Source organism: Sulfitobacter sp. 1A15258, assembly GCF_043557045.1.
Classification (GTDB): domain Bacteria; phylum Pseudomonadota; class Alphaproteobacteria; order Rhodobacterales; family Rhodobacteraceae; genus Sulfitobacter; species Sulfitobacter faviae.
In genome coordinates this window covers 336,721-360,847 of sequence record NZ_JBIFFK010000003.1, presented here as the reverse complement: position 1 = coordinate 360,847, position 24,127 = coordinate 336,721, and the positions used below count along the sequence as shown (strand labels likewise).

The 24,127-nt window shown below is 63.9% G+C and carries 28 protein-coding genes; 17 read left to right on the top strand and 11 right to left on the bottom strand.

What is annotated here, in order from left to right; translation table 11 throughout:
• Positions 1–7: 7 nt before the first annotated feature.
• Positions 8–601, top strand: a complete 594-nt coding sequence (locus ACGYK9_RS09105; RefSeq protein WP_394409766.1) for a glutathione S-transferase family protein — start codon at positions 8–10, stop codon at positions 599–601.
• Here the strand turns inward: ACGYK9_RS09105 and ACGYK9_RS09100 are convergent.
• Positions 598–1,776 (bottom strand): TIGR03862 family flavoprotein, encoded by a 1,179-nt coding sequence (locus ACGYK9_RS09100; protein ID WP_394409763.1) that lies wholly within the window; start codon positions 1,774–1,776, stop codon positions 598–600. The genes ACGYK9_RS09105 and ACGYK9_RS09100 overlap by 4 nt on opposite strands.
• A gap of 121 nt (positions 1,777–1,897) precedes the next feature.
• Between ACGYK9_RS09100 and ACGYK9_RS09095 the strand changes: the two genes are divergently transcribed.
• On the top strand, positions 1,898–2,203 hold the full coding sequence (locus tag ACGYK9_RS09095; RefSeq protein ID WP_394409760.1) for an HNH endonuclease: 306 nt from the start codon (positions 1,898–1,900) through the stop codon (positions 2,201–2,203).
• Here ACGYK9_RS09095 and ACGYK9_RS09090 read toward each other — a convergent pair.
• A complete protein-coding gene (locus tag ACGYK9_RS09090; RefSeq protein WP_394409757.1) occupies positions 2,200–2,814 on the bottom strand; it encodes an enoyl-CoA hydratase/isomerase family protein in 615 nt (204 codons plus the stop codon). The genes ACGYK9_RS09095 and ACGYK9_RS09090 overlap by 4 nt on opposite strands.
• A complete protein-coding gene (locus ACGYK9_RS09085; RefSeq protein WP_067261708.1) occupies positions 2,811–3,560 on the bottom strand; it encodes an SDR family oxidoreductase in 750 nt (249 codons plus the stop codon). The genes ACGYK9_RS09090 and ACGYK9_RS09085 overlap by 4 nt, the downstream gene beginning before the upstream one ends.
• A gap of 143 nt (positions 3,561–3,703) precedes the next feature.
• Between ACGYK9_RS09085 and ACGYK9_RS09080 the strand changes: the two genes are divergently transcribed.
• The 6 genes from ACGYK9_RS09080 to lpxK all read left to right on the top strand — a co-directional run bounded on the left by ACGYK9_RS09080 (position 3,704) and on the right by lpxK (position 10,102).
• Positions 3,704–5,344 carry a DUF2125 domain-containing protein gene (locus tag ACGYK9_RS09080; RefSeq protein ID WP_394409755.1) on the top strand — a complete coding sequence of 547 codons (1,641 nt, stop codon included), beginning with the start codon at positions 3,704–3,706 and terminating at the stop codon, positions 5,342–5,344.
• Between the two features lie 112 nt (positions 5,345–5,456).
• Complete coding sequence (locus ACGYK9_RS09075) at positions 5,457–6,803, top strand: TldD/PmbA family protein (RefSeq protein ID WP_394409753.1); 1,347 nt, start codon at positions 5,457–5,459, stop codon at positions 6,801–6,803.
• Positions 6,796–7,572, top strand: coding sequence for a 3'(2'),5'-bisphosphate nucleotidase CysQ (locus ACGYK9_RS09070; RefSeq protein ID WP_394409751.1), 777 nt, complete (start codon positions 6,796–6,798; stop codon positions 7,570–7,572). Before ACGYK9_RS09075 ends, ACGYK9_RS09070 begins: the two co-directional genes overlap by 8 nt.
• 63 nt (positions 7,573–7,635) lie before the next feature.
• Entirely contained in the window at positions 7,636–7,878 is a 243-nt protein-coding gene (locus tag ACGYK9_RS09065; protein ID WP_067262181.1) for a DUF4170 domain-containing protein, read from the top strand.
• A 6-nt stretch (positions 7,879–7,884) separates the two neighbouring features.
• Positions 7,885–9,129 carry a 3-deoxy-D-manno-octulosonic acid transferase gene (locus tag ACGYK9_RS09060; RefSeq protein ID WP_394409748.1) on the top strand — a complete coding sequence of 415 codons (1,245 nt, stop codon included), beginning with the start codon at positions 7,885–7,887 and terminating at the stop codon, positions 9,127–9,129.
• Complete coding sequence (lpxK, locus tag ACGYK9_RS09055; RefSeq protein ID WP_394409745.1) at positions 9,116–10,102, top strand: tetraacyldisaccharide 4'-kinase; 987 nt, start codon at positions 9,116–9,118, stop codon at positions 10,100–10,102. Before ACGYK9_RS09060 ends, lpxK begins: the two co-directional genes overlap by 14 nt.
• Here the strand turns inward: lpxK and ACGYK9_RS09050 are convergent.
• Genes ACGYK9_RS09050 through ACGYK9_RS09040 form a run of 3 tightly spaced genes read right to left on the bottom strand, consistent with a single transcriptional unit; the run spans position 10,099 to position 12,448 of the window.
• A complete protein-coding gene (locus ACGYK9_RS09050; RefSeq protein WP_067624451.1) occupies positions 10,099–11,217 on the bottom strand; it encodes a CaiB/BaiF CoA-transferase family protein in 1,119 nt (372 codons plus the stop codon). The genes lpxK and ACGYK9_RS09050 overlap by 4 nt on opposite strands.
• Entirely contained in the window at positions 11,217–11,903 is a 687-nt protein-coding gene (locus ACGYK9_RS09045) for a DsbA family protein (RefSeq protein ID WP_394409742.1), read from the bottom strand. Before ACGYK9_RS09045 ends, ACGYK9_RS09050 begins: the two co-directional genes overlap by 1 nt.
• 35 nt (positions 11,904–11,938) lie before the next feature.
• Entirely contained in the window at positions 11,939–12,448 is a 510-nt protein-coding gene (locus ACGYK9_RS09040) for a DUF721 domain-containing protein (RefSeq protein WP_394409738.1), read from the bottom strand.
• Positions 12,449–12,530: 82 nt separating this feature from the next.
• Here ACGYK9_RS09040 and mutY point away from each other — a divergent pair, with 82 nt between their 5' ends.
• The 3 genes from mutY to ACGYK9_RS09025 all read left to right on the top strand — a co-directional run bounded on the left by mutY (position 12,531) and on the right by ACGYK9_RS09025 (position 15,304).
• Positions 12,531–13,595 (top strand): A/G-specific adenine glycosylase, encoded by a 1,065-nt coding sequence (mutY, locus tag ACGYK9_RS09035; RefSeq protein WP_394409735.1) that lies wholly within the window; start codon positions 12,531–12,533, stop codon positions 13,593–13,595.
• 66 nt (positions 13,596–13,661) lie between these two features.
• Complete coding sequence (locus ACGYK9_RS09030; protein ID WP_394409732.1) at positions 13,662–14,810, top strand: alkane 1-monooxygenase; 1,149 nt, start codon at positions 13,662–13,664, stop codon at positions 14,808–14,810.
• 68 nt (positions 14,811–14,878) lie between these two features.
• Entirely contained in the window at positions 14,879–15,304 is a 426-nt protein-coding gene (locus ACGYK9_RS09025; protein WP_394409729.1) for a response regulator, read from the top strand.
• A 124-nt stretch (positions 15,305–15,428) separates the two neighbouring features.
• Here ACGYK9_RS09025 and ACGYK9_RS09020 read toward each other — a convergent pair whose 3' ends face one another.
• From ACGYK9_RS09020 to ACGYK9_RS09010, 3 genes are all read right to left on the bottom strand, one after another.
• Positions 15,429–16,529, bottom strand: coding sequence for a site-specific DNA-methyltransferase (locus ACGYK9_RS09020; protein WP_394409726.1), 1,101 nt, complete (start codon positions 16,527–16,529; stop codon positions 15,429–15,431).
• Between the two features lie 88 nt (positions 16,530–16,617).
• A complete protein-coding gene (locus tag ACGYK9_RS09015) occupies positions 16,618–17,247 on the bottom strand; it encodes a ribonuclease HII (protein ID WP_394409723.1) in 630 nt (209 codons plus the stop codon).
• A gap of 124 nt (positions 17,248–17,371) precedes the next feature.
• Positions 17,372–17,953, bottom strand: coding sequence for a hypothetical protein (locus tag ACGYK9_RS09010; protein ID WP_394409720.1), 582 nt, complete (start codon positions 17,951–17,953; stop codon positions 17,372–17,374).
• 217 nt (positions 17,954–18,170) lie between these two features.
• Here ACGYK9_RS09010 and ACGYK9_RS09005 point away from each other — a divergent pair, with 217 nt between their 5' ends.
• The 3 genes from ACGYK9_RS09005 to ACGYK9_RS08995 all read left to right on the top strand — a co-directional run bounded on the left by ACGYK9_RS09005 (position 18,171) and on the right by ACGYK9_RS08995 (position 20,271).
• Positions 18,171–18,464 carry a hypothetical protein gene (locus tag ACGYK9_RS09005; RefSeq protein WP_394409717.1) on the top strand — a complete coding sequence of 98 codons (294 nt, stop codon included), beginning with the start codon at positions 18,171–18,173 and terminating at the stop codon, positions 18,462–18,464.
• A gap of 1 nt (position 18,465) precedes the next feature.
• Positions 18,466–19,140 (top strand): hypothetical protein, encoded by a 675-nt coding sequence (locus ACGYK9_RS09000; protein ID WP_082852096.1) that lies wholly within the window; start codon positions 18,466–18,468, stop codon positions 19,138–19,140.
• A 108-nt stretch (positions 19,141–19,248) separates the two neighbouring features.
• A complete protein-coding gene (locus ACGYK9_RS08995; protein ID WP_067266005.1) occupies positions 19,249–20,271 on the top strand; it encodes an aspartate-semialdehyde dehydrogenase in 1,023 nt (340 codons plus the stop codon).
• Positions 20,272–20,349: 78 nt separating this feature from the next.
• Here the strand turns inward: ACGYK9_RS08995 and ACGYK9_RS08990 are convergent, their stop codons facing one another.
• On the bottom strand, positions 20,350–21,000 hold the full coding sequence (locus ACGYK9_RS08990) for a carbonic anhydrase (protein WP_209218489.1): 651 nt from the start codon (positions 20,998–21,000) through the stop codon (positions 20,350–20,352).
• Between the two features lie 155 nt (positions 21,001–21,155).
• On the opposite strand from ACGYK9_RS08990, the gene ACGYK9_RS08985 reads away from it, so the two are divergent.
• The 3 genes from ACGYK9_RS08985 to ACGYK9_RS08975 all read left to right on the top strand — a co-directional run bounded on the left by ACGYK9_RS08985 (position 21,156) and on the right by ACGYK9_RS08975 (position 23,758).
• Positions 21,156–21,533, top strand: coding sequence for a hypothetical protein (locus tag ACGYK9_RS08985; RefSeq protein WP_394409714.1), 378 nt, complete (start codon positions 21,156–21,158; stop codon positions 21,531–21,533).
• A 63-nt stretch (positions 21,534–21,596) separates the two neighbouring features.
• The gene (locus tag ACGYK9_RS08980) at positions 21,597–22,979 is read left to right on the top strand and encodes a leucyl aminopeptidase family protein (RefSeq protein ID WP_394409711.1); all 1,383 of its coding nucleotides are present in this window, start codon (positions 21,597–21,599) and stop codon (positions 22,977–22,979) included.
• Positions 22,976–23,758 carry an NlpC/P60 family protein gene (locus tag ACGYK9_RS08975; RefSeq protein WP_394409708.1) on the top strand — a complete coding sequence of 261 codons (783 nt, stop codon included), beginning with the start codon at positions 22,976–22,978 and terminating at the stop codon, positions 23,756–23,758. The genes ACGYK9_RS08980 and ACGYK9_RS08975 overlap by 4 nt, the downstream gene beginning before the upstream one ends.
• Here the strand turns inward: ACGYK9_RS08975 and ACGYK9_RS08970 are convergent.
• Positions 23,755–24,102, bottom strand: coding sequence for a DUF2794 domain-containing protein (locus ACGYK9_RS08970; RefSeq protein WP_209218493.1), 348 nt, complete (start codon positions 24,100–24,102; stop codon positions 23,755–23,757). The two genes, ACGYK9_RS08975 and ACGYK9_RS08970, sit on opposite strands and share 4 nt — an antisense overlap.
• Between the last annotated feature and the right edge of the window lie 25 nt (positions 24,103–24,127).

Below are 24,127 nucleotides of genomic sequence, written 5' to 3'. Positions count from 1 at the left end.
AAATTCAATGTACACAGTCATCGGCGGCACCAAGACCCGCGCCTTTCGCGTCATGTGGATGCTCGAAGAATTGGGCCAGCCCTACGATTTGAACCCCGCAGCACCCCGCTCGGACGAGGCGCGCAAATACAACCCTTCGGGCAAGATCCCGGCGCTGGTGGATGGCGATGAGGTGCTGACCGATTCCGTTGCCATCATGACCTATCTCGCCGACAAACACGGCGCGCTCACCGCCCCCGCCGGAACGCCCGCGCGGGCGCGGCAGGATGCGATGACCTTTTGGCTGATCGACGAATTCGACGCGGTGCTTTGGGCCGCGGCAAAGCACAGTTTCGTCTTTCCCGAAGAGGCCCGCGTGCCCGCCATCAAGGACAGCCTGAAGGCCGAGTTCGAGCGTGCGGGCAGCACCCTGTCCGACCGGCTTGAGGGGCCTTTCCTGATGGGCGATCAGATCACCCTGCCCGACCTTTTGGCGGTGCATTGCATCAATTGGTCGATCGGCGCGAAATTTCCGCGTGTAGATGACAAGCTGAACCTCTGGGCGAAATCCCTGCGTGAACGCCCGGCTTTCGTGGCCGCGATGACCAAGGAAAACGGTTAACCCCGCGCCCATTCCACAGCATGGCGGCCTGCCCAATGGCCGGTCGCCAGACAGCCGTTGATCAGATAGCCGCCCGTGGGCGCTTCCCAATCCAGCATTTCCCCTGCGGCAAAGACGCCCGGCAGCGCGCGCAGCATCAGCCCCGCGTCCAGCGCGTCGAGCGCTATGCCCCCCGCCGTTGATATCGCCTCATCCATCGGTCGCAGCCCGGCGTGGGCGATGGGCAGGTTCTTCAACAAGGCGGCCAGCGCCTCGGCCTCCTGCGGCAACGGGCGGGCCATCTCTTGCAGCAGTGCGATCTGGGCGGGGCTCAGCTTCAGCCGTTTGCGCAGATGGTTGGCCTGACTGTCCTTGCCGCGCGGCTTTGCCAAACGCGCTGCCACCACGTGGGCCTGCAAGTCCGGCAGCAGATCAAGCGTCAGCCCCTGCCCCTCGCGTAGCCCGCGTGAGACGCTATAGATGCCGCCCCCCTCCAGCCCACGGGCCGAGATCACCGCCTCCCCGCGCGAGCGGTAGGGGCCAGCCTGCCATGCCACCCCCTTGAGCGCTGCGCCGAAATGGCGCGTCATATGCGGGGACCAATCGACCAACAGCCCGACATTGGCCGGGGCGAAATCCCGAAGGGCCACGCCGCGCGTCGCCAGCAGGGGCGCCCATTCGCCAGTGGCGCCAAGCCGCCGCCAACTCGCCCCGCCAAGCGCCAGCACCGTCACATCGGCCTCAACCGCTTCCCGCCCGCCGGGCGTATCGAAGGTGAGTGCGTCCCCCTCCCAGCCTCGCCAGTGCCAGCGGGTGTTGATCGTCACCCCGCAGTCCGCCAGCCGCGCGAGCCATGCCCGCAGCAGCGGAGAGGCTTTCATCGCCCGGGGGAAAACCCGCCCGGTGGAGCCGGTAAAGACCGCTTGCCCCAGCCCTTCGGCCCAGTCCTGCACCGCTTGGGCATCGAAAGCCTCCAGCATCGGGCGCAAGGCAGGCTGCGCTTCTTCATAGGCGGCGAGGAAGGGGGCGAAGGGCTCGGACTTGGTCAGGTTCAACCCGGATTTGCCTGCCATCAAAAACTTGCGCCCGACCGAAGGTTTCGCCTCACAAAGCGTGACCGACAGCCCCGCCTGCGCCATGACCTCTGCCGCCATCAGCCCCGCCGGGCCGCCCCCGATGACCAAGGCGCGGGTCACGCGGCGCGCCCTTGGGTCTGCTTGTCTGACGGGGAAGCCATGGGCCTGTCCTTGCCTTAGGGAGGATTTGACACATCCTCTGCCTTCCGTGGCCCCGCAATGCAAGCGAAAGGAAGGCACCGTGACCGAAGGCGAAACCCTGCCGCTTTGCCCGCTCTGCCTAAGTCCCATCCCGCGGGACGTGCCGCAGAGCCTGCATCATCTGATCCCCAAACTGCGCGGTGGCAAGGGCGGGCCGACGGTGCTGATGCATCACATCTGCCACCGAGAGGTGCACGCCGCTCTGACCGAGACCGAACTGGCGCGGCACTATAACACGCCCGAAGCACTGCGCAGTCATCCGAGGCTTGCCAAATTCGCCGCATGGGTGGCGAAACGCCCGCCCGGCTTCCGCTCCAAAGTGCCGGGCGGCACGCGCAAACGTTAGGCGGGGCCGCACATCCGTTTGATTTCCTGCGCGATGTCCGGACTTGCCGCCACTGTGTCGGCGGCCAGCGCCTGCGCGTGTTCCTGCACCTCCTCCGCCGCGACGATGCGGTCGATCAGGCCAAAAGTCAGCGCCTCTTCCGCCGTGATCTTTTGCCCGCCCATCAGCAAGAGCTTGGTCCGCGCAGGGCCGATCAGCGCCGCCATTCGCGCCGGGTCAGAGGGCTGCGGCAAAAAGCCCAGCTTCATCACCGGATAGAAGAACTTCGCCCCCGGCACCGCGATGCGCAGATCACAGGCCAGCGCCATGCCCATCGCACCGCCCGCCAACGTGCCGTTAAGCGCGGCGATGCTCAACCCCGGCAAGGCGGCCACCGCGCCTGACAAACGCTCCCAAACATCCGATTTCGCAAGGCCCGCGCGGGCTTCGTCCAGATCGGCCCCGGCGCTGAACACCTTGCCGCGCCCGGTCAGGATCACCGCGCGGGCGGCCTGCGCCTCTTCCATGATCTCGGCCAATTCGACCAGCATGGCGTGGGTCAGGGAATTGGCCTTGTCGGGTCGGTTGATCGTGACGGTCCAGATGTCGCCCGCGCGGTCAAGCTCGATCATATGAGGCCCACCGCCTTGCGGATGCCTTCGTCGCGCAGGGAAATCTCATCACCCAAGAAACGATCCGCCTCCGGGCCGCACATCCACAGCAGCGCGCGGGCGGGCCAATCGGCGGGGATATGCACGTCCCAATCCAACTGGCTGACTGGGTTCACGCCGCTGTCCTTGATGTCGCGTTGCATGTCTGTGGCCACGGTGCCGGGAGACAGGCCGATGGCGCGGATGCCGTTGCCGCCCTCTTCGTGGTGCAAACACTGGGTCAGCATATTCGCCGCCGCCTTGGAGGCGCAGTAGTGGCTCCAAGCCTCGACCGGGTTATGCGCCGCGCCCGAAGAGATCGTCAGCACCGTGCCGCCGCCGTTTTCCTTCATCAAGGGCAGCGCCGCGCGCATGCCGTGGAAGACCCCTGTGACATTGATGTTGATCGCCTTGGCCCAATCCGCAGGATCGGCCTCTCCCATGAGCGAAATCGGGTCAATCACGCCTGCATTGTTGATCAGAACGTCGAGGCCACCAAAGGCCCGACGCGTGGTCTCGACCGCCGAGGTCATCTCGTTATAGCGGGTCACGTCGCAGGGGATGGCGATGGCCTGTTTGCCCAACTCTCCGGCCAATTCGGCGATGGCATCCTGACTGCGCGCCAACAGGGCGACATTGCCGCCCGCCTCGGCGAACACACGCGCGGCGGCGGCGCCGATGCCCCGGCTCGCGCCGGTAATCATGATCGTCTTGCCTGTCATGTCCATGGGGGGATCCTTCCGCTTGTTTTGTACATTGCTTGAGGGCTGTGGTAATCTGCCGATCAACCCGGGTCCAGCCTCGCATCGCTTGACCCTGCGCGGGGATTGGCAGACCCTATGCGTAACTCATTGCCGAAAAGGATTTTCCGATGTCTCGCATTTCCACCGCGTCGCTGTTCCTCGCCCTGCCGGTCACGCTGGCTTCGACGCCCCTCTGGGCCGATCTGACCCCTTCCGACGTCTGGGGCGATTGGCGCCAGTATATGGAGAGCATGGGCTATGAGATCGAGGCGAGCGAAGCCTTCAACGGCGATGACCTGACCGTCAGCGATGTGACCCTAAAGATGGACATGGCCGAAGAGGGTGGCGATTTCTCCATGTCGCTCGGCACGCTGAGCTTTGAGCCCGAAGGCGACGGCGCGGTCAATATCCGCATGCCCACCGTCATGCCGATGACGATCAACGTCGCGCCCGAAACGGCGGAGGATGAACCGGTGTCGATGGTGTTGAACTACGCCCAGACCGCGCCGGTGATGCGCGCAAGCGGCAGCGCCGAGGCACTGCAATATGACTATGCCGCCGACAGCATTTCGCTCACGCTGGCCGGTCTCAAAGTGGGCGAGCAAAGCTATACCGAGGAAGAAGCCAAGTTCACGCTGATCGGCACCGGCGTCAGCAGCCGGACCGAGATGACCGGGACCGACCCGCGCCGCTATGGCCAATCGGGCCGCATCGACAGCCTGCAATATGACGTGGTGATGAAAACCCCCGAAGACCCGGCCCGCGTCGCCGTCACAGGCGGGGTCGATCAGGTGGTCTTTGACGGCAGCGGCACCTTGCCGATGATCGACGCAGGCGCCGACGTGGCCGCAGAAAAGCTCAAAGAATTGAGATCTGGCACCAACCTGAACACCGAAATGGATAGCATTGACCCGCAGGAAGCAGACCCTGAGGACGAGAGTAAGGGCACTAATGTCGCCGCGATGATGCGCGAAGGTCTGGCCTTCGACGGCAGCTTTACCGCTGGCGCGGGCCGGACTGACATGCAGGTTTCCGACCCCGAAAATGGGGAGTTTCAACTGATCTCAAGCTCGACTGGCGCAAAGCTCGGCGTGGCCATGGGGCCGGAGGGGCTTTCTTATGACGGCGGCCAGCAGGACATCGAAGTCAGCGTGACCGCCGCCGACATGCCCTTCCCGATCCAGTTCAGCATGGCAGAAAGCGCCTTTAACCTCAAAATGCCGGTATTGAAGTCCGAAGAGCCGCAGGATTTCGCCTTTGGCGTTACGCTCGACCGTTTTGAGATGTCGGACATGATCTGGGGCATCTTCGATCCCACCGGCCAATTGCCCCGCGACCCGGCGACCTTGGTCGTGGACCTGTCGGGCAAGGCCAAACTGCTGTTCGAATTGATGGACCCCGAAGTCACCGCCACCATGGGCGATGAGGCCCCGGGCGAGATTCACGCGCTGAACGTGAACGAAGTGTCGCTGGACGTGGCCGGGGCCGAGTTCGACGCCTCGGGCGCGATCACCTTTGACAATGACGATATGCAAACCGTGCCCGGCATGCCGAAACCCGTGGGCGCGCTGGATCTGTCGCTGGTCGGCGGCGTGGCCCTGCTCGACAAATTGGTGGCGATGGGCCTCGTGCCGCAGGATCAGGCGATGGGCGCGCGGATGATGATGGGCCTCTTCACCGTGCCGGGCGAGGGCGAAGACTCCCTGACCTCCAGAATCGAGTTCACCGAAGAGGGCGGCATCCTCGCCAACGGTCAGCAGATCAAATAACCGGCGGCGCGGCCCTGCGCCGCGCCCGCCCCATCTGGGAAAATAGAGCCCAGCCCTTGCCCCCCGCGGGGCAGGGGATTACCCCTTTTCCAACCCCAAAAGGAGCCAGACCATGCCAGACGCCCTTGATGCATTGACCAAATCCCTCCTTCACGCGGCCACCAAGGCCGGGGCGGATGCGGCCGATGCCATGGCGATCACGGCAAGCTCTGTCTCGATCGAAGTGCGCGGCGGGGCGCTGGAACAGGCCGAACGCTCCGAAGGGACGGACATCGGGCTGCGGGTCTTCGTCGGCCAACGTTCGGCCAATGTCTCGGCCTCCGACACGTCATCGCGCACGATCGAAGAGATGGCCGAACGCGCCGTCGCCATGGCCCGAGAAGCGCCCGAAGACCCTTATTCCGGGCTGGCCGATCCCGATCAACTCTCACCCCGCCGCGATGCCGAAGGGCTGGAGCTTTGCGACCCCACGCCCGAACCCTCCCCCGAAGCCCTGCAAGAGGACGCCGCCCGCGCCGAAGCCGCCGCGTTGGCCGTCAAAGGGGTCAGCCAAGTGCAATCGGCGGGCGCGGGCTATGGCGCGCAAGAGATTTACCTCGCCGCGACAAACGGGTTCGAGGGCGGCTATGCCCGCAGCGAACGCGGGCTGTCCTGTGTCGCCATCGCAGGCAGCGGCACCGGGATGGAGCGGGATTACGACGGCGACAGCCGCATCTTTCAGGCCGATCTGCGCGACGCGCGAGAGATCGGCACACGCGCGGGCGAACGCGCGCTGGCGCGGCTCGATGCCCGCAAGCCCCCCACCGGCAGCTACCCGGTGCTGTTCGACGAACGCATCGCCGCCTCGCTGATCGGGCACCTGCTGGGGGCGATCAACGGTCAGGCGATTGCGCGCGGCGCGTCCTTCCTGCGCGATGCCAAGGGCGAACAGGTACTGCCCGAAGCCCTGTCCCTGATCGAAGACCCGACCCGCATCCGCGCCACCGGCTCGCGCCCCTTCGACGCCGAAGGGCTGCCGACCCAGCGGCGGGCCATCGTCGAAAAGGGCATCTTACAAGATTGGACGCTCGACCTCGCCACCGCCCGCAAGCTGGAACTCAGCCCCACCGGCAACGCCGCGCGCGGCCCCGGCTCTGGCCCGCAGCCGTCGAACTGGAACATCGCGCTGACCCAAGGCGAGGCCAGCCGCGACGATCTGATAGCCGAGATGGGCACCGGGCTGTTGGTGACTTCGATGATCGGCAGCACGATCAACCCCAACACGGGCGACTATTCGCGCGGCGCCTCGGGCCTCTGGGTTGAGAATGGTGAGATCACCCATGCGATCAACGAATGCACCATCGCGGGCAATCTGCGCGACATGCTGCGGGCGATGATCCCCGCCAATGACGCGCGCATGCATCTCAGCCGCGTTGTGCCCTCGCTGCTGGTGCCGGGAATGACCCTTGCCGGTGCCTAAGGACGATCTTTCCCTCCTGATCGACGCCGCTCGCAAGGCGGGTGCCGTGGCGCGCGACTTTGTCGGGGCCACGGCGAAACGTTGGGACAAGCCCGATGACGCAGGCCCGGTGACCGAAGCCGATCTGGCGGTGAACGATCTGCTGCTGTCAGAGTTGCGCAGCGCGCGGCCCGACTATGGCTGGCTGTCTGAGGAGACGGAGGACAATACCGACCGGCTGAGGCATGAGCGGGTCTTCATCATCGACCCGATCGACGGCACCCGCAGCTTTGTCGAAGGGTCCGACACTTGGGCGCATTCGCTGGCGGTGGCCGAGGGCGGCGCGGTGACGGCGGCGGTGGTCTATCTGCCGATGCGCGACATGCTCTATGCCGCGCACCGGGGCGGTGGGGCCACGTTGAACGGCGCGCCGATCCACACCTCCGAGGTAGGCAGGCTGGCCGAGGCGACCGTGCTTGCCGCGCGGCCCGCGCTGGTGGCCGAGCGTTGGCACGGCGGCGCGGCACCGGTGTTCAAACGCAGCTACCGTCCTTCGCTGGCCTACCGTATGGCGCTGGTGGCCGATGCCTCTTTCGACGCGATGATCACCCTGCGCCGCACATGGGAATGGGACATTGCCGCCGGCACGTTGATCGTGGCCGAAGCGGGCGGCAATTGCACCACCGCCACGGGCGCGCCGCTGAGGTTCAACAACCGCGACCCGCGTGTCGATGGCATCGTGGCGGGTGGCCCCCCGGTGCAGCGCGCGTTGATCGACGCCCTTGCGTGACCGGCCTCATCTGCTAGGCACTATGCGCAGCACCGCAGCTTTGACAGATCAAAGGACAGCTCCATGACCCAACGCCTGCACCTTGTTTTCGGTGGCGAACTGGTCGATCCGACCAAGAACGCGTTCAAGAATGTCGACGACATCCACATCGTGGGGATCTTCCCCAACTATGCCAGCGCCTATGACGCATGGAAATCCGAAGCGCATCGCACCGTGGATAACGCGCATATGCGCTATTACATCGCCCATCTGCACCGCCTGCGCGACGAAGAGACCTCGGCCTCGCCCACCGAAGAGCTGGAATAAACCACCATGGCGGCGCGGTCGCTGGGGCTTGCAGCCTATCGCGCCCTCGTGCGCCGGGGCGGGGCCGAAGACGCGCCGCCCTACGCCCCCCGCCCCGAGGGGGAACTGGTCTGGATGCATGCCGCCGAAGCGGGCAACGTGCTGGCCGTGCTCGACCTCGCCAAACGGTTCATGGCGATGCGCGACCGGGTCGCGGTGCTGGTCACCCTCTCGGAAAGCGCGGCGGCTCAAGAGCTGCCCACGCCCGAGACGCGCGATCTGTTCATCCTCCCCGCCCCCAGCGAACACCCCGACAATGTGGCGCGGTTCCTTGACCATTGGCGGCCCGATTTCTGCCTGTGGACATGGGGCGGGCTGAGGCCCAACCTCGTGTTGGAGACCGCAGGGCGCGGCTGCCCCATGATGATGATCGACGCCGACAGCGCCGGTTTCGATGGCCGCCGCGACCGCTGGCTGCCCGATGTCACGCGGCAGTTGCTGGGGGCTTTCGAACAGGTGCTGACCCGCTCCCCCGCCGTGCTGCGCCGCCTCGTGCAACTGGGTCTGCCGCGCAACAAGGGGCAGGTGACATCGCCGCTGCTGGCGGGTGGTCAGGCGCTGCGCTGCGCGGAATCGGATTTGGCGGATATGTCGGCCTGCCTTGTGGGGCGTCCGGTTTGGTATGCGACGCAGGTTTTGACCGAAGAGATACCCGTCGTGCTCACCGCCCATCGCCAAGCGCTGCGCCTCTCGCATCGCTTGCTGCTTATCCTGCACACCCATGATTACCCGACCGCCGATATCGCCCATGAGCGCGCCCGCGCGCGGGGGTTCACCACGATGCGGTGGGGCGATGACCCCTACCCCGATGAGACGACACAGGTCATGGTGGCGGACGATCCCGGCGACCGGGGGTTGTTCTTTCGGGTGGCGCCGGTGTCTTTCCTCGGGTCTTCGCTGGTCTCGGGCCACGGCGGCTGCGACCCGTTCGAGGCGGCGGCGCTTGGCTCGGCGGTGCTCTACGGCCCCAAGGTGCGTAACTTCCTGCCCTCTTACGGGCGGCTGGCCACGGCAGGCGCCGCGCGGATCGTCAATGACGCGGGCGCGCTTGGCAATGCGGTGTCGCGCTTGATCGCGCCGGATCAGGCCGCCACCATGGCCCATGCGGGCTGGGACGTGATCAGCGAAGGGGCCGAACTGGCCGATAGGGTGATTGAGATGGTGCAAGACCGGCTCGACGAACAAGCGGGAGCTTCCGATGCGCGCGCCTGATTTCTGGCACCTGCCCCGCCCCAACTGGCGCGCGCGGCTGTTGCAACCGCTGGGCGCGCTTTATGCCACGGCCACCGCGCGGCGGCTGGCGGGCGGCACGCCGCTGCGGTTGGGGGTGCCGGTGATCTGCGTCGGCAACATCAACGCAGGCGGCACCGGCAAGACGCCCACGGTGATGGCCGTGCTGCAATATCTGCTGGAGCGCGGCCATCGCCCGCATGTCGTCTCACGCGGCTATGGCGGCACGCTAGAGGGGCCAGTGCGGGTCGACCCCCTGCAGCACAGCGCCGAGGAAGTCGGGGACGAGCCACTGCTGCTCGCCGCCTTTGCGGATGTCTGGGTCGCCCGGGATCGCGCAGCGGGTGCGCAGGCCGCCGAAGCGGCGGGGGCCACGCTGGTGGTGCTGGATGACGGTTTTCAGAACCCCGCGCTGGTGCAGGATCTGAGCATCGTCGTGGTAGATGCGGTCAAAGGCTTCGGCAACGGCCTCTGCCTGCCTGCTGGCCCGTTGCGGGAGCCTGTCGCGGCGGGGCTGGCGCGGGCCGATCTCTTGCTCTCCATCGGGGATGAGGCGGCCCAAGCGCGCTTTGCGAAACGACTGCCCAAGACAGACCTGCCGCACGCCCGCGCCGAACTCGCCCCGCTGCAAACCGGGATGGATTGGTCGGATTCCCAAGTCCTCGCCTTTGCAGGCATCGGCCATCCTGAGAAGTTTTTCGCCACGCTGCGCGGGCTGGGGGCGACGATCCTTCATGCCGAGGCACTGGAGGATCACCAGCCGCTGACATCGCGGCTGATGTTGCGGCTGGAGGCCGAGGCCGCGATGCGCGGCGCACAGCTTGTCACCACCGAGAAAGACGCGGTGCGCCTGCCGATTGAGTTCCGCGCCAAGGTGCTGACCCTGCCGGTGCGCCTGTCCCTGCCCGAAGGCAATGCGCTGCATGCAGCGCTGGACAGGCTGCCACCGCCTTAGGCCTTGTTGTCTTCGCCCAGTTTCGGCGCAGGCCGGTGCAGCGAAAGCTCGGCCCCCGAAAAGGTGAAGGGCGAGCGCAGCCCCGGCACCCCGTCGAGTTCGATCTGCATGCCCCGCGCCACGACCTGCGGATCGGCCATGACATCGGCCATGTCATTGATCGGCCCGGCAGGCACGCCATGTGCTTCGCAAGCGGCCAAAAGGTCGTCACGGCTGCGCAGACGGGTCGCCCCGGTCAGGCGGCGGATCATCTCGGGCCGGTTGGCGACCCGGTCGGCGTTCTTGAGGTACTCCGGCGCGGTGGCCATGTCATCCAGCCCCAGCAACTGACACAGACGCTGGTATTGCCCGTCATTGCCCGTGGCGATGATGAGATGGCCGTCGGAACACTCAAACACCTCATAAGGCGTCAGGTTAGGATGCGCGTTGCCCATCCGTGTCGGTGCCTTGCCGGTGGTCAGATAGTTCATCGCCTGATTGCCGGTGATCGCCACAGCGCAATCGAGTAGTGCCATGTCGATATGCTGGCCCACGCCGGTTTGGTGACGCTGGTGCACGGCGGCCAAAATCGCGGTGCTGGCATAGACCCCGGTAAAGATATCGGTGATTGCCATGCCGGATTTCTGCGGCTGGCCGTCCGGCTCTCCGGTGATCGACATCAGTCCGGACATGCCTTGGATGATGAAATCATAGCCCGCGCGATGGGCGTAGGGACCGGTGTGGCCGAACCCCGTGATCGAACAATAGATCAGTTTCGGGAACTGCGCAGACAGGCTGGCATAGTCCAACCCGTATTTCGCCAATCCCCCGGTCTTGAAATTCTCGATCAGGATATCCGCATCGGCCAAAAGCTCTTTGACCTGCGCCTGACCTTCCTCAGTGCGAAAATCCACGGTGACCGAGGCTTTGCCCCGGTTGGTCGAGTGGAAATAGGAAGCGGTGACATCCTCGTCCCGGGTGACGAAGGGCGGCCCCCATTGGCGGGTGTCATCCCCCGCCGGGCTTTCCACCTTGATCACCTCGCATCCGAGGTCCGACAGTGTCTGACCGGCCCAAGGGCCAGCCAGAACACGCGCCAATTCGACGACTTTCAGTCCTGCAAGCGGTGCGGTCATTAGCCAGCCAGCGCTTCGTCGAGGATTTCTTTCATGTCGGCATAGGACATGTTGGAGTGTTTCTTGCCGTCGATGACAAAGCTCGGCGTGCTTGAGATGTCATCCTGCTTGGCGTTCTCGGTGTACCATGCCACCAGCGCCTCGGCTTTTTCACCGTCTTTCAGGCATTCATCCAACGTCTCGTTATCGAGCCCGGCCAGACGGCCAATCTTGCGCAGCTCGTCGACGATGGCCGCAGGCTCGCCCGCGCGGGTCCATTCGCTTTGCGATTTGTAGATCAGGTCGGCGATGCCAAAGAACTTCTCCTGCCCGCCGCAGCGCGCCACCATGGAGGCCCAGAGACCGTAGCGATCGAAATAGACTTCGCGGTAGATGAACTTGACCTTGCCGCTGTCGATGTAATCGGCCTTCAGCTTTTTGAAGGTGTCGTTGTGGAAGGTCGCGCAATGCGGGCAGGTGTAGGAGGCATATTCGATCATCGTGACCGGCGCGTTCTCATCACCCAAGACCATCTCTGTGATGCCGGAGGTGTCGACTTCGCCCTCGGTCGTTTGCGCGTTCGCGGCGCCGACGAAGGGGGTCAGCGCAGTGCTGCCCAGGGGGGCCGAGCCAAAGCTGCTGGCGGCGAACCAGCCGCCGACGCCGAGTGTGGCAAGACCGCCAAGGATTACGTTTCTGCGATTCATAGGATGTTCCTTCCGTTTGACCAGCTATCAGATCGTCAGCTTTGGTTCTTGTTCAATATGTTCTCGCCCAGACGTGCAAGGGCCTCGCGCAGCCCCTCATCGGCCACCGGCTTGGCGGCCTCGGCTGCTTTTTGTTGCAACGCGGGGTTGGGGCGGGGCTTCTCGCCCTGGGGCTTGTGATCGAAAGCGACGCGCCCCTCGGCAAAGCCGGTCGCCGCCGTTTGGGTGATCCGCACCCGCGCGATGGCGTTGTAGCCGTAGACCGCGTTGACCCGCGCGCGCAGTTGCTCTTTCTGCATCTCCAGCATGGGCGCATTGGCCCCGGTGGTCAGCAGGGTCAGGGTGGCACCGATGCCCTCCTTGCGGCCATAGCTGACCTCGACAGGGCGCGAGATGGCGGCGGTTGCCTCGCCCGCGATCTCAGCCCAATGGGTCAGCAAGCGCGATTGCGCAAAGCCACGGGTCTCGCTCGCCTTGCGGATCTGTTGCGAGAGCAGGCTGTTGGTGCGTTTGAACCCTTTTGTAGTCGTACGACGTGGCGGCATGGCTTTGTTTCCCGAATGTGCTGACATACATAACCATTTGCCCCAGCGTCACCAGCCCCCGACCCGTCGAAAGGCCTAAACATTGCGTGAGAAAACCCGCGTCAGCGAGCTGCCGCCGATCCTGCTAGAGTGGTACGACACCCATGCCCGCGCCCTGCCATGGCGGGTGCCGCCACAGGACCGGATCGCCGGGGTCATGCCCGACCCCTACCGCATCTGGCTGAGCGAGGTCATGTTGCAGCAAACCACCGTGGCCACGGTAAAGGATTACTTCGCGCGGTTCACCGCCCGCTGGCCGGATGTCGCCGCCCTCGCCGCTGCCGAGGATGCCGATGTGATGGCCGAATGGGCCGGGCTTGGCTATTACGCCCGCGCCCGCAACCTGCTGAAATGCGCCCGCGTGGTGGTGGATGAGCATGGCGGCAACTTCCCCGCGGATCACGACGCGCTGCTGAAACTGCCGGGGATCGGGCCTTATACGGCGGCGGCGATTGCCTCCATCGCCTTCGATCTGCCCCATGCGGTGCTCGACGGCAATGTGGAGCGGGTGATGGCGCGGGTCTATGACATCCACACGCCCCTGCCCGCCGCCAAGCCCGAGCTGATGGCCCGGGCCGCCGCCCTGACCCCGGCGGCTCGCCCCGGCGACTATGCCCAAGCGGTGATGGATCTCGGCGCCACGATCTGCACCCCGAAATCCCCCGCCTGCGGCATCTGCCCTTGGCGCGAACCCTGCGCCGCGCGAGCGGAAGGCACGGCGACGTTTTTACCCAAGAAGACGCCGAAAAAACCGAAACCCATTAGGCACGGCACGGTCTATCTGGCAGAGCGCGAGGATGGCGCTTGGCTGCTAGAGACGCGGCCCGAGAAGGGGCTGCTTGGCGGTATGCTCGGCTGGCCCGGCTCCGACTGGGTCGACACGTCAGAGCCGCGGCCCGAAGGCACGCCCCCCTTGGCCGCCGATTGGCGCGCCCTGCCGGGTGAGGTGCGCCACACCTTCACCCATTTCCATCTGATGTTGACGGTGCAGCACGCGCGGGTCGGCCATGATGCCGCGCCGCAAAACGGTGAATTCATCGGTCAGAACCAGTTCCGCCCCAGCGATCTGCCCACCGTCATGCGCAAAGCCTTCGACCTCGCGCGCTAGCGCCGCGTCAGGCTTTGTGCATCGGGCAAACTGCGGTATATCTGGCGCGCAACTATGAGGTGCCCCATGGCCAACCGCATCATCGCCGCCCAAGACCTCGCCCGTCTGTCGCGCGCCCTGCCTTTCTGGATGTCCCTGCTGCTGATCCCGCTGGCGTGGTTCTGTGCGGCGCAGGGCGGCTGGACCATCGCGCTGCTGCCGCTGGTGACATGGTATCTGTTTTCGATGCTCGACGCGGTGCTGGGGCTGAACCTCGACAACGCCGATCTGGAGGCGACGGAGGATGATCTTTATTGGTACCGCCTCGTCACCCTGCTCTGGACCCCGCTGCAATGCCTGACCGTCTTTGGCCTGATCTATTACGCCACGCGGGCCGCGCATCTGGGCTCTGCAGAGCGTATTTTCCTGTTCTTCGGCGTCGGCATCATCACCGGCACCATCGGGATCAACTACAGCCATGAGCTGATGCACCAGCGGAACAAGACCGAACGGCGGCTGGCGGATATCCTGCTGGCCATGGTGCTATATTCGCATTTCCGGTCTGAGCATCTGTTGGTGCACCACCGCCATGTCGGCACCCCGCGCGACACGGTGACAGCGCGCTACAACGAAGGGTTCCATCGCTTCTACCCCCGCGTGCTGCGCGAGTCGCTGACCTCGGCCTTCCAAGCGGAAGAGAACATGCTGGCGCGCAAGGGGCTACCTTGGACAGATCCGGGCAATCCCTTCTTCAAATACTGGGCGCTGCAAGCCGCCTTTCTGCTGCTGGCGCTTGTCTTGGGCGGGTGGAGCGGTCTGGGCCTGTTCCTTGTGCAGGCCGGGGTCGCGATTTGGCAGTTGGAACTGGTCAATTACATTGAACACTACGGGCTGACGCGTAAACATCTGGGCGGCGGGAAATATGAGCATGTGCAGCCGCGCCATTCGTGGAACGCGGCACATAAAGCCAGCAACTGGCTGCTGATCAACCTGCAACGCCATTCCGATCACCACTACAAACCCGACCGGCGTTTTCCGGTCTTGCAGACCTACGGCACGGGCGATGCGCCGCAGCTTCCCTATGGCTATCCGGTGATGACCATGGCCGCCATGGTGCCGCCGCTGTGGCGGCGCGTCATGAACCCGCGGGTGCGCAAATGGCGCGAGATGTATTACCCCGAGATCACCGACTGGAAAGCCTACAACAAGGCCAGCAACCCCCTGCCCCGGCTTTGAACACGGCAACGCAAAGTTAAAGTTTGCCTGCCAGAAAAGCTGCGATTGTTACCAGTGGAGTGGTATTGATGCAGCACCAACAAACACCCGCGCGGGCGGCCTATGATGGCACCTGTCTGATCGTCGAAGACAGTGAGTTTGACCGAGAAAGACTGCGCCGCGTTCTGGCCCGCGCCTATGGCGGGATGCGGGTCGAATTCGCCCCCAGCATCGAAGCGGCACGCCGGGCGCTCAGCGCCGGGGACAAGGCGCTGATCCTGCTCGACAACAACCTGCCCGATGGGCTGGGCGCGAATTTCGCGCTGGAACTGGCCTGTGATCATCGCCACGCTCAAACCCCCGTCATCATGCTCAGCGATTGGCCCTCTCCGGTCATGTGGGAGAAAGCCGCCTCTGCCGGGGTGCTCTATGTGGTGAATAAATGCGATTTCGATGCCAGCTACCTCGCCGCTGCGCTGCGCGCGCTTCAGGGCCGCAACCGGCAGATGCATTAGGCCAGCCTTACAGGCTGATTCAAAAAAACCCCGCCATCGGGCGGGGTCAAGGTAGGCACCCGTGTGCATGCCCCTCACGCAGAGGGGCCACGGGTGCCGGCGGTGTTCGATTATCCGGGGTGGATCAGTTCGCCATCTCGGCTCTGATCTGCTGACGCAGAATGTCGATGGGGACATTCTTGCCGTCTTTCTTGTAGCACCAATAGGTCCAGCCGTTGCAGCTTGGCGCTTTCTCATAGGCTGCGCCCACCTGATGGATCGACCCTTTGACATCGCTGCCAATGAGGGTGCCATCGGCACGGACCTTGGCCTTGTGGCGGCCATTCATGGAATAGAGGTTCTCGCCCGGGCGCAGCATGCCACGCTCGACCAACTGGCCGAAAGGCACCCGCGGCTCGGCGCGTTTGGAGGTGGTGGTTTGCAGCGCTTCGTTGTCGAATTTGCGCACCATCGAGATCCGCTTTTCGGCAACCTTGCGATAGGCTTCCTCGCGCTCGATCCCGATGAAATCGCGGCCCAGCATCTTGGCGACAGCCCCGGTGGTGCCGGTGCCGAAGAACGGGTCGAGGATCACATCGCCGGGGTTGGTCGAACCAACGAGGATGCGGTGCAGCAGGCTTTCTGGCTTTTGCGTCGGGTGCGCTTTGTCGCCCGACTCATCCTTCAGACGCTCATGGCCGGTGCAGATCGGCAGCACCCAATCGCTGCGCATCTGGATGCCTTCGTTCAGCGCCTTCAGCGCCTCATAGTTAAATGTGTATTTGCTGTTCTCGCTCTTGCCCGCCCAGATCATCGTCTCATGGGCATTGGTGAAGCGCTTGCCGCGGAAGTTCGGCATCGGGTTGGACTTGCGCCATACCACGTCGTTGAGGATCCAGAACCCCTGATCCTGAAGCGCAGCACCAACGCGGAAAATGTTGTGATAGCTGCCGATCACCCAGATCGCGCCATCGGGTTTCAGCAAACGCCGCGCGGCTTTGAGCCATCCACGGGTGAACTCGTCATAGGCTTTGAAGCTGGCGAATTGGTCCCATTCGTCATCAACTGCATCGACCTTGGAGTTGTCGGGGCGATGCAAATCACCTCGCAACTGCAAGTTGTAGGGCGGATCCGCGAAGATCAGATCCACCGATTCTGCTGGGAGGGCGTTCATTGCCTCAATGCAATCGCCCGCAACAATAGTGTTCAAGGGAAGCGCCGCGGCGCCCTTTGTCATCGTTTTCATATCTCTGCCTCATTACCCGGCGCTTAAGCGCTCATTGGTTGTGGATAAAATGAGCCATCAGAGAATCGTGGTCAATTTCTTTTTTGAATCAATCGGTTAACAAATTGGCTTGATACAAGATATTGTGTACCGGCTTGAACAAACGTCTATGGTGTGGGGTGACACCAAGATCCCGCAGGGCAGCTATGTGGCTTTTCGAGCCATAGCCCATATTGGTTTCCCAGCCGTAACCCGGATGCTGTTGCGCCAAATCCACCATGAGGTTATCGCGTACGGTTTTCGCAACAATAGAAGCCGCTGAGATCGACAGGCAGCGCGCATCGCCCTTCACCACAGGTTGCGCGGGCAGCGCCAGATCCCGCGGGAGCATATTGCCGTCGATCAACGCATAGTCCGCCTTGCAGGCCAAACCGGCCAAGGCGCGGGTCATGGCCAGATGGCTGGCACGCAAGATGTTGTGTTCCTCGATCTCTTCGACCGTGGCATGGGCCACGCAGACCACGGCGACCGACATGATTTCTTCATAAAGCTTTTCGCGGGCGCGGGCGGTCAGTTTCTTGGAATCGTTCAGCCCCTCGGGGATCTGCCCTTCGGCAAAGACCACGGCAGCGGCAGTGACCGGCCCGGCCAGCGGGCCACGGCCCACTTCGTCCACACCGGCGATGGTGCGAAAGCCGCGGGCAGCCGCCCCGCGTTCAAGTTCATAGTCAGGTATCATGGGGCTGGTGAAACCGCATGCGCCTAAAAGGTGCAACAAAAAAGAGAAAGGGGAGGCGCCCGAACACCCCCCCTTTCAAAACCCGAGCGACAGGGACGTGCCGCTCGGTCAAGGCACGCCGGATTTACCGACGCGCCAAGCTGTAACCCGAGTCGCGCAGACAGCGGGCGTCATAGCCGTAGCGCGCGCCCTCGGACGTACTGACGCGTTTGGCGCAGTAGCGGGGCAGGCGGTCGGCATAGGAGTAATTCTTCTCAAGGCAGGGCTCGCCAAACATCATGACTTTGCCCTCATCGCCCGTGTAGCTGCGGAAGCACTGCTGCGGCAGCAACTTGCGGTCCACGCGCTCAGGCAGGGGGCGCACTTCGCGCTCGGGGTAGGTGGCACGGTCGCGATCAGGGCGGGTCCAGTCGTCGCGGCGCGGCGCGGGGCGCGGATCGACATAGGGGCGCGGATGGGGCCGTTTGGAAACCGTCGGGTAATACCGGGGCGCCTCATAGACCGGCGCGGCGCGGCGGCGGGTGACCGCCTCACGCTCCTCGCGCTCTTTCTTGTTGTCGTAGATCATCTTGCCCACGATCGCGACACCGGCAATCGCGGCAAGCGTGCGCAGCACTTCCTTTTCATCAGCGGCGGCGTCGCGGGCGCCAAAGGCGGTGATGGCAACCGACAAGGCGGCGATGGTAGCAATGAACTTGCGGTACATGGGTCTGGTCCCTTCTCGTTATCGGCGCGTTTCGCTGCGCCCTTGATCCTCTGCGGCCAAAACTCGGGGGCCGCGTATCGGTTCGTGTGTCTGTTGGTGCCACCAAATTGGGATGAGGGCCAAAGACAGGCAATAACAGGGGGTCGCTATCCAATAACAAGGCGCTCAAAATGCCTTGGATATTGAATATCAGCGGGTGAAAGCGCATTAAAAACATATGAAAAACCCATGTCTCTTCTTGCTGACCGCACTAGCGGTCATTCTGGCCCTGCCCGCCGCGGCAACGGCTGGATGCTTTGCCGATTACAAGGCCAAGCAAGACAACCCGCTGCGCCTTCACTATGGGGTGGCGCAGATCTCCGGGGCCTGTGAGCCTGCCTCCGCCGAAACCGAACTCACGCCGCGTCTTGCAGCGGAGGGCTGGACATTGTTGAATGTGCTGTCTGTTTTCGGGGACGAAGGCTTGGATCAAAGGAAAGACAGTGCAGGAACATTCTACCTCCGCTTCTGACATGCGCAGATTTGGCGGGCGTTTCGTGATCGGGGGCATCGCCGCCGTGGTCGCCGTGCTTTTGGTCGGGGCGCTTGTGCTGCTCTGGGCGCTGCCGGATGCGAACGTCTTTAACGCCCGGGTTGAGCGGATCTTTATCGAGAACGATGATCTGACCACCCAAGCCGAGATCAAGCTGCTGGAAATCCTCGCCCAGTCCGGCACCGCCTTTTCCGAGACTTTGGCCAGCTACCGCATCGTGATCGTGGTGCTCTTGGTCTTTGCCAGCGCCATGCTGGTCGCGGCGATGGTGTTTCTCTTCATGCTGATCGGCTTCAACCGCCGCATGGCCCAGATCGAGCGGACGGGCATTCAGGTCAACTCTCTGCTGATCAGCCGGGAAGAGAATACCGTCTATCTCAACAACCTCGGCTTCAAACTGACCGCCGCTGCGATGGAGACGATGTCGGTCCTTGCCGAGGCGCGGATGGATGACGACGTGCTGTCGGGCTCTGAGATTGAAGGCATGATCTCAGGCCGCAGCCCCGCCGACTGTGATGAGGCCGCGGGTGCCACGCGGATCAAACGCCTGCGCGACACGCTTGGCAACCAACTGGTGTCGGAACTGCTGGTCAAGAACATCGCCCGGCGCGGCTATATGCTCGCGATCAACAAGGACGTGATCAAGGTTCTTTAACCCCGGCAAAGCACCGCCCTGCCCTGCCCTCACGCGGCTGGCCCTAGCCAATGCCCCGCAGGCGCGTTAAATGGCGTCAAATTAAATTGGACAGACTGGAGTAATCAAATGGGTTATCGCGTCGCCGTCGTCGGTGCCACAGGCAATGTGGGCCGTGAAATGTTGAACATCCTTGCGGAGCGTCAGTTCCCCGTGGACGAGATCGTGGCCCTTGCCAGCCGCCGTTCGCTCGGGACCGAGATCACCTTCGGGGACAAGACCCTCAAGACCAAAGACCTCGACACTTTCGATTTCACTGGCTGGGACATGGCGCTTTTCGCCGTGGGCTCCGAGGCGACTAAGAAATACGCGCCCGCCGCGGCCAAAGCGGGCTGCGTGGTGATCGATAACTCGTCGCTCTACCGCTACGACAACGAAGTGCCGCTGATCGTGCCGGAGGTGAACCCCGAAGACGTGCACGGCTATTCCAAGAAGAACATCATCGCCAACCCCAACTGCTCTACCGCGCAGATGGTCGTGGCGCTGAAGCCGCTGCATGACCGCGCCAAGATCAAGCGCGTCGTGGTCAGCACCTACCAGTCGGTTTCCGGCTCGGGCAAAGAGGCCATCGACGAGCTTTGGGACCAGACCAAATCGGTCTACAACCCGACCGACAATTACGAGGCCAAGGTCTACCCCAAGCAGATCGCCTTTAACGTGATTCCGCATATCGACGTCTTCCTCGAAGACGGTTCGACCAAGGAAGAATGGAAGATGGTCGCCGAGACCAAGAAGATCGTCGATCCGTCGATCAAGGTCACCGCGACCTGCGTGCGCGTGCCGGTTTTCGTGGGCCATGCGGAATCGATCAACATCGAATTCGAAGACCACCTTGATGAAGCCGAAGCCCGCGACATCCTGCGCGAAGCGCCAGGCATCATGGTGATCGACAAGCGCGAAGACGGCGGCTACGTCACGCCGGTGGAATGCGTCGGCGATTTCGCTACCTTCATCAGCCGCATCCGTCAGGACAGCACCATCGACAACGGCATCAACCTGTGGTGCGTCAGCGACAACCTGCGCAAGGGTGCCGCCCTGAACGCCGTGCAGATCGCCGAGCTGCTGGGCCGCGAAGTGCTGAAAAAGGGCTGAGGTTCAGCCCCAGCTTAGGAATAAGAAAGGGGGCCAAGCGGCCCCCTTTTTCGTCTCTGCCATCTGTCTGCGCAAGCGTCAGACCGGCTCGAATTTCTGCGCCTTGGCGTCATAATATTCCAAGCTGCCCTCGCCGATGTCGGTCCACAGGCCGTGCAGGCTCAGCGTGCCGTCTTCGACCTTTTCCTTGATCCACGGGAAGGTCATCAGGTTTTCGAGCGAGGTTAGCACCGCTTGGCGCTCCAGCAAAAGCTGCTGCTCCGCTGGGTCTTCCACCTTTTCCACCGTCTCGTATTTCGGGCGCAGCAGGTCCATCCAGCGGCCCACGAAACTGTCTTGGTTCTCAAGCTCGGGCGCGTTGCCTTTGCACATTTCGATGCAGCCCGCCACGCCGCCGCAACTGGAATGGCCCAGCACGATCAGATGCGCGACCTTCAGCGCATTGACGGCATATTCTACCGCAGCCGAGGTGCCGTGCTGCTTGCCATCCGGCTCATAGGGCGGGACAAGGTTGGCGATGTTGCGGTGAATAAAGAACTCACCCTGATCCGCGCCGAAGATCGAGGTCACATGCACGCGGCTGTCGCAGCAGGAGATCACCATCGCACGCGGGCGCTGCCCCTCGGCGGCCAATCGGCGATACCATGTTTGGTTCTCGGCATAGCCGGTCGCCTTCCACCCCTGATAGCGTTGCAACAGATACGACGGCAGAGCCTTGGCCTTGTCCATGTGTAAACGTCCCCTAATGCGAAATGCGGTTTTAGCGCAGATAGCGCAAATGCCATACGAATTCGAGAGAAAAGGCACAATCATCGCAACCCTTTGCACACCTTCACGCGCCATATTGCCCCTGAGGCCGTGGGGGCGTTTGAAGGATGTTAGCAATGCAACTTATGCAAATTCGCCCGACCGAACAGGTCTGCGTCGATCAAGAGCGGCTGGCGCTGCTCTACACACAACTGGGTGAGGTGGGGGCCGAAGATGTTCTCTGCCGCGCGATGGAGGAATTGGCCCTGCGCCTGTCCCATTGCAAAAGGCTCCATGAGGGCCAAGACCGCGCCGGCCTGCGCAAAAGCGTGCACCGCCTGATCGCCATCGCCGATCAAATCGGCATGGCGCTCGTCGCCCGGGTGGCGGCGGATGTGATGGTCTGTATCGACGCGGGGGATGACATCGCCACGGCGGCCACGCTGTCGCGGCTGCTGCGCAGCGGGGAACGGTCACTGACCGCAATATGGGACTTGCCCGAGATCACGATCTGATCGCTTGCGGGTGGCGAAGGAAAAGGTAGGCTGCGCGCAAATCCAGATTTGCAAAGGTTTGTCATGTCCGCCGAATTCGCCGCCCCCTCCGCCAATGCCCTGCCGCTTCACGTCTTGAGCGAGACCGCGCTTGAAGGCTGGCTTGCCGATCAGCCCGGCGCTGTGCAGGCATGGGTGAAGGCCAGCGGCTTTGTGGGCGGCCTTGGTCAGGCGCTTGTCGTGCCGGGGGCCGAAGGTGCGCCGGTCATGGCACTCGCAGGCTATGGGTCCGAAGCCGCCCGCCGCCGGGGCCGCTTTCACCTCGCCGCCGCCGCGGCAAAACTCCCTGCCGGAGATTACCGGATCGAAAGCGGCCTGCCCGCGGATCAGGCGGCGACAGAGGCGCTCGGTTGGCTGCTGGCGGGCTACCGATTTGACCGCTACCGCGAGCAATCCCCGCTGACTGCCCGCCTCGTCGCGCCCGAGGGGGTCGACGTCGAACAGATCACCGCGTTGGCCACGGGTGAGATGCTGACCCGCGACCTGATCAACACACCCGCTTCAGACATGGGGCCGCCCGACCTTGAAGCCGCCGCGCGCAAACTGGCCGAGCGGCATGGCGCGCAGATCGAGGTAACCACCGGCGATGCCCTTCTGGAAAACAACCTGCCGATGATCCACACCGTGGGCCGCGCCGCCGACCGCGCGCCGCGGCTGATCGACATGACATGGGGCAACGCGGGGCCAAAGCTGACGTTGGTGGGGAAAGGCGTCTGTTTCGACACTGGCGGGCTGAACCTGAAGCCCGGCGCCTCGATGGCGCTGATGAAAAAGGACATGGGCGGGGCCGCCGCCGTGCTGGGGCTGGCGCATATGATCATGGCCACCGGCATGGAGGTGCAGCTTCGCGTGCTGATCCCGGCGGTTGAGAACTCCGTCTCGGGCAATGCCTTCCGCCCCGGCGACATCCTGACCTCGCGCAAGGGGCTGACGGTTGAGATCAACAACACCGATGCCGAAGGGCGTCTGGTGCTGGCCGATGCGCTGGCGCTGGCGGATGAAGACAAGCCCGATCAGATCATCTCGATGGCGACGCTGACCGGGGCCGCGCGGGTGGCCGTGGGGCCGGACCTTGCGCCCTATTACAGTGACGACGCCGCCTTCGTCTCGGCTTTGGAAAGCGCCGCTGCCGGGTCTGCCGATCCGGTCTGGCGGATGCCATTCCATGATGCCTACGAGGCGCTGATCGAGCCCGGCATCGCCGACCTCGACAACGCGCCCAAGGGCGGCTTTGCCGGGTCGATCACCGCCGCGCTCTTCCTGCGCCGCTTTGTAACCGACAGCAAATACGCGCATTTCGACATCTACGGCTGGCAACCTGCCGACGCCCCCGCCCGGCCGAAAGGCGGCACCGGCCAAGGCACCCGCGCGATCTATGCCGCCCTGCCTGCCTTGCTGAAATCATGAGCGACCCGCGCCTTACCCCGGACCCGGCGCTGGCGACCCAGAACCGCCCTGCGCAGGTGGCGGTGCCGGTGGCCGACCTCTGCCGCCGCCCTGACGGGCCACGCGACCGGCAGCTGTTGTTCGGCGAGCAGGTGACCGTGCTGCATGAGGCGTCGGGCTGGACCTATGTGCAGGCCGAGAAGGATGGCTATTGCGGGCATGTTCTGCAAAGCACCCTTGGCACCCCGCGCAGCGCCACCCACCGCGTCTGCGTGCCTGCCACCCATGCCTATCGCGACGCCGATCTGAAATCGCCGGACCTGCTGAGCCTCAGCTACGGTGCGCGCGTCACGGTCACGGCAGAGGCCAAGGATTTCGCCGAAACCCCACACGGGCACATTCCGCTGGGCCATCTTGCCCCCGTCGAGAGCCGAGAGGCCGACCCCGCGCAGATCGCCGCGCTGTTCCTTGGCACGCCCTACCTCTGGGGCGGCAACAGCCGTTGGGGGATCGATTGTTCGGGCCTCGTGCAGGCGGCGCTGCTGGCCTGCGGCATCCCCTGCCCCGGTGACAGCGACCAGCAAGAAAAGACGGTGGGCGCCCCCGTCAGCGATGCCTATCAGCGCAATGATCTGTTGTTCTGGAAAGGCCATGTCGCGCTGGTGGTGGACGGCGAGACGATGATCCACGCCAATGCCCACGCCATGGCCGTGAGCTATGAAAACATCGCCGAGGCCATCGCCCGGATCAAAGCGGGCGGTGACGGCCCGGTGACGGCACATCGCCGGCCCGGCGTTTAATCTACTGCGCGGATCAGCTTGCGCTCCAACACGCGCAGCACGGCCTTCAGGTCATGGCCCCGGCGCAGCACCTGCCCGCCGGTGCCCACCACCGCATACATCCCCTGCCGGTTGCGCAGCTTGGGCCGCTTTTCGATCCGGTAAAGCGGTATCTCAGCCGTGCGGCGAAAGACCGAAAAAACGGCCACGTCCTTAAGGTGCGAAATCCCGTAGTCCCGCCACTCCCCCGCCGCGACCATACGCCCGTAGAGCGATAGGATCAGCGACAGTTCGGTGCGGTGGAAAGCGACCTGTTCGGCAGGGCGCTCGAAAGCCGTGATTGGCGATGGGGGCTCTATGCTCATGGCTTTACAGTTGACCCTGACGGGG

Excerpts from the sequence above, each read along its gene's own strand:
- ACGYK9_RS09105 (WP_394409766.1), top strand. The coding sequence starts at position 8 with ATGTACACAGTCATCGGCGGCACCAAGACCCGCGCCTTTCGCGTCATG.
- ACGYK9_RS09090 (WP_394409757.1), bottom strand. The coding sequence starts at position 2,814 with ATGATCGAGCTTGACCGCGCGGGCGACATCTGGACCGTCACGATCAAC.
- ACGYK9_RS09085 (WP_067261708.1), bottom strand. The coding sequence starts at position 3,560 with ATGGACATGACAGGCAAGACGATCATGATTACCGGCGCGAGCCGGGGC.
- ACGYK9_RS09080 (WP_394409755.1), top strand. The coding sequence starts at position 3,704 with ATGTCTCGCATTTCCACCGCGTCGCTGTTCCTCGCCCTGCCGGTCACG.
- ACGYK9_RS09075 (WP_394409753.1), top strand. The coding sequence starts at position 5,457 with ATGCCAGACGCCCTTGATGCATTGACCAAATCCCTCCTTCACGCGGCC.
- ACGYK9_RS09065 (WP_067262181.1), top strand. The coding sequence starts at position 7,636 with ATGACCCAACGCCTGCACCTTGTTTTCGGTGGCGAACTGGTCGATCCG.
- ACGYK9_RS09060 (WP_394409748.1), top strand. The coding sequence starts at position 7,885 with ATGGCGGCGCGGTCGCTGGGGCTTGCAGCCTATCGCGCCCTCGTGCGC.
- lpxK (WP_394409745.1), top strand. The coding sequence starts at position 9,116 with ATGCGCGCGCCTGATTTCTGGCACCTGCCCCGCCCCAACTGGCGCGCG.
- ACGYK9_RS09050 (WP_067624451.1), bottom strand. The coding sequence starts at position 11,217 with ATGACCGCACCGCTTGCAGGACTGAAAGTCGTCGAATTGGCGCGTGTT.
- ACGYK9_RS09045 (WP_394409742.1), bottom strand. The coding sequence starts at position 11,903 with ATGAATCGCAGAAACGTAATCCTTGGCGGTCTTGCCACACTCGGCGTC.
- ACGYK9_RS09040 (WP_394409738.1), bottom strand. The coding sequence starts at position 12,448 with ATGCCGCCACGTCGTACGACTACAAAAGGGTTCAAACGCACCAACAGC.
- ACGYK9_RS09030 (WP_394409732.1), top strand. The coding sequence starts at position 13,662 with ATGGCCAACCGCATCATCGCCGCCCAAGACCTCGCCCGTCTGTCGCGC.
- ACGYK9_RS09025 (WP_394409729.1), top strand. The coding sequence starts at position 14,879 with ATGCAGCACCAACAAACACCCGCGCGGGCGGCCTATGATGGCACCTGT.
- ACGYK9_RS09020 (WP_394409726.1), bottom strand. The coding sequence starts at position 16,529 with ATGAAAACGATGACAAAGGGCGCCGCGGCGCTTCCCTTGAACACTATT.
- ACGYK9_RS09015 (WP_394409723.1), bottom strand. The coding sequence starts at position 17,247 with ATGATACCTGACTATGAACTTGAACGCGGGGCGGCTGCCCGCGGCTTT.
- ACGYK9_RS09010 (WP_394409720.1), bottom strand. The coding sequence starts at position 17,953 with ATGTACCGCAAGTTCATTGCTACCATCGCCGCCTTGTCGGTTGCCATC.
- ACGYK9_RS09005 (WP_394409717.1), top strand. The coding sequence starts at position 18,171 with ATGAAAAACCCATGTCTCTTCTTGCTGACCGCACTAGCGGTCATTCTG.
- ACGYK9_RS09000 (WP_082852096.1), top strand. The coding sequence starts at position 18,466 with ATGCGCAGATTTGGCGGGCGTTTCGTGATCGGGGGCATCGCCGCCGTG.
- ACGYK9_RS08995 (WP_067266005.1), top strand. The coding sequence starts at position 19,249 with ATGGGTTATCGCGTCGCCGTCGTCGGTGCCACAGGCAATGTGGGCCGT.
- ACGYK9_RS08990 (WP_209218489.1), bottom strand. The coding sequence starts at position 21,000 with ATGGACAAGGCCAAGGCTCTGCCGTCGTATCTGTTGCAACGCTATCAG.
- ACGYK9_RS08985 (WP_394409714.1), top strand. The coding sequence starts at position 21,156 with ATGCAACTTATGCAAATTCGCCCGACCGAACAGGTCTGCGTCGATCAA.
- ACGYK9_RS08980 (WP_394409711.1), top strand. The coding sequence starts at position 21,597 with ATGTCCGCCGAATTCGCCGCCCCCTCCGCCAATGCCCTGCCGCTTCAC.
- ACGYK9_RS08975 (WP_394409708.1), top strand. The coding sequence starts at position 22,976 with ATGAGCGACCCGCGCCTTACCCCGGACCCGGCGCTGGCGACCCAGAAC.
- ACGYK9_RS08970 (WP_209218493.1), bottom strand. The coding sequence starts at position 24,102 with ATGAGCATAGAGCCCCCATCGCCAATCACGGCTTTCGAGCGCCCTGCC.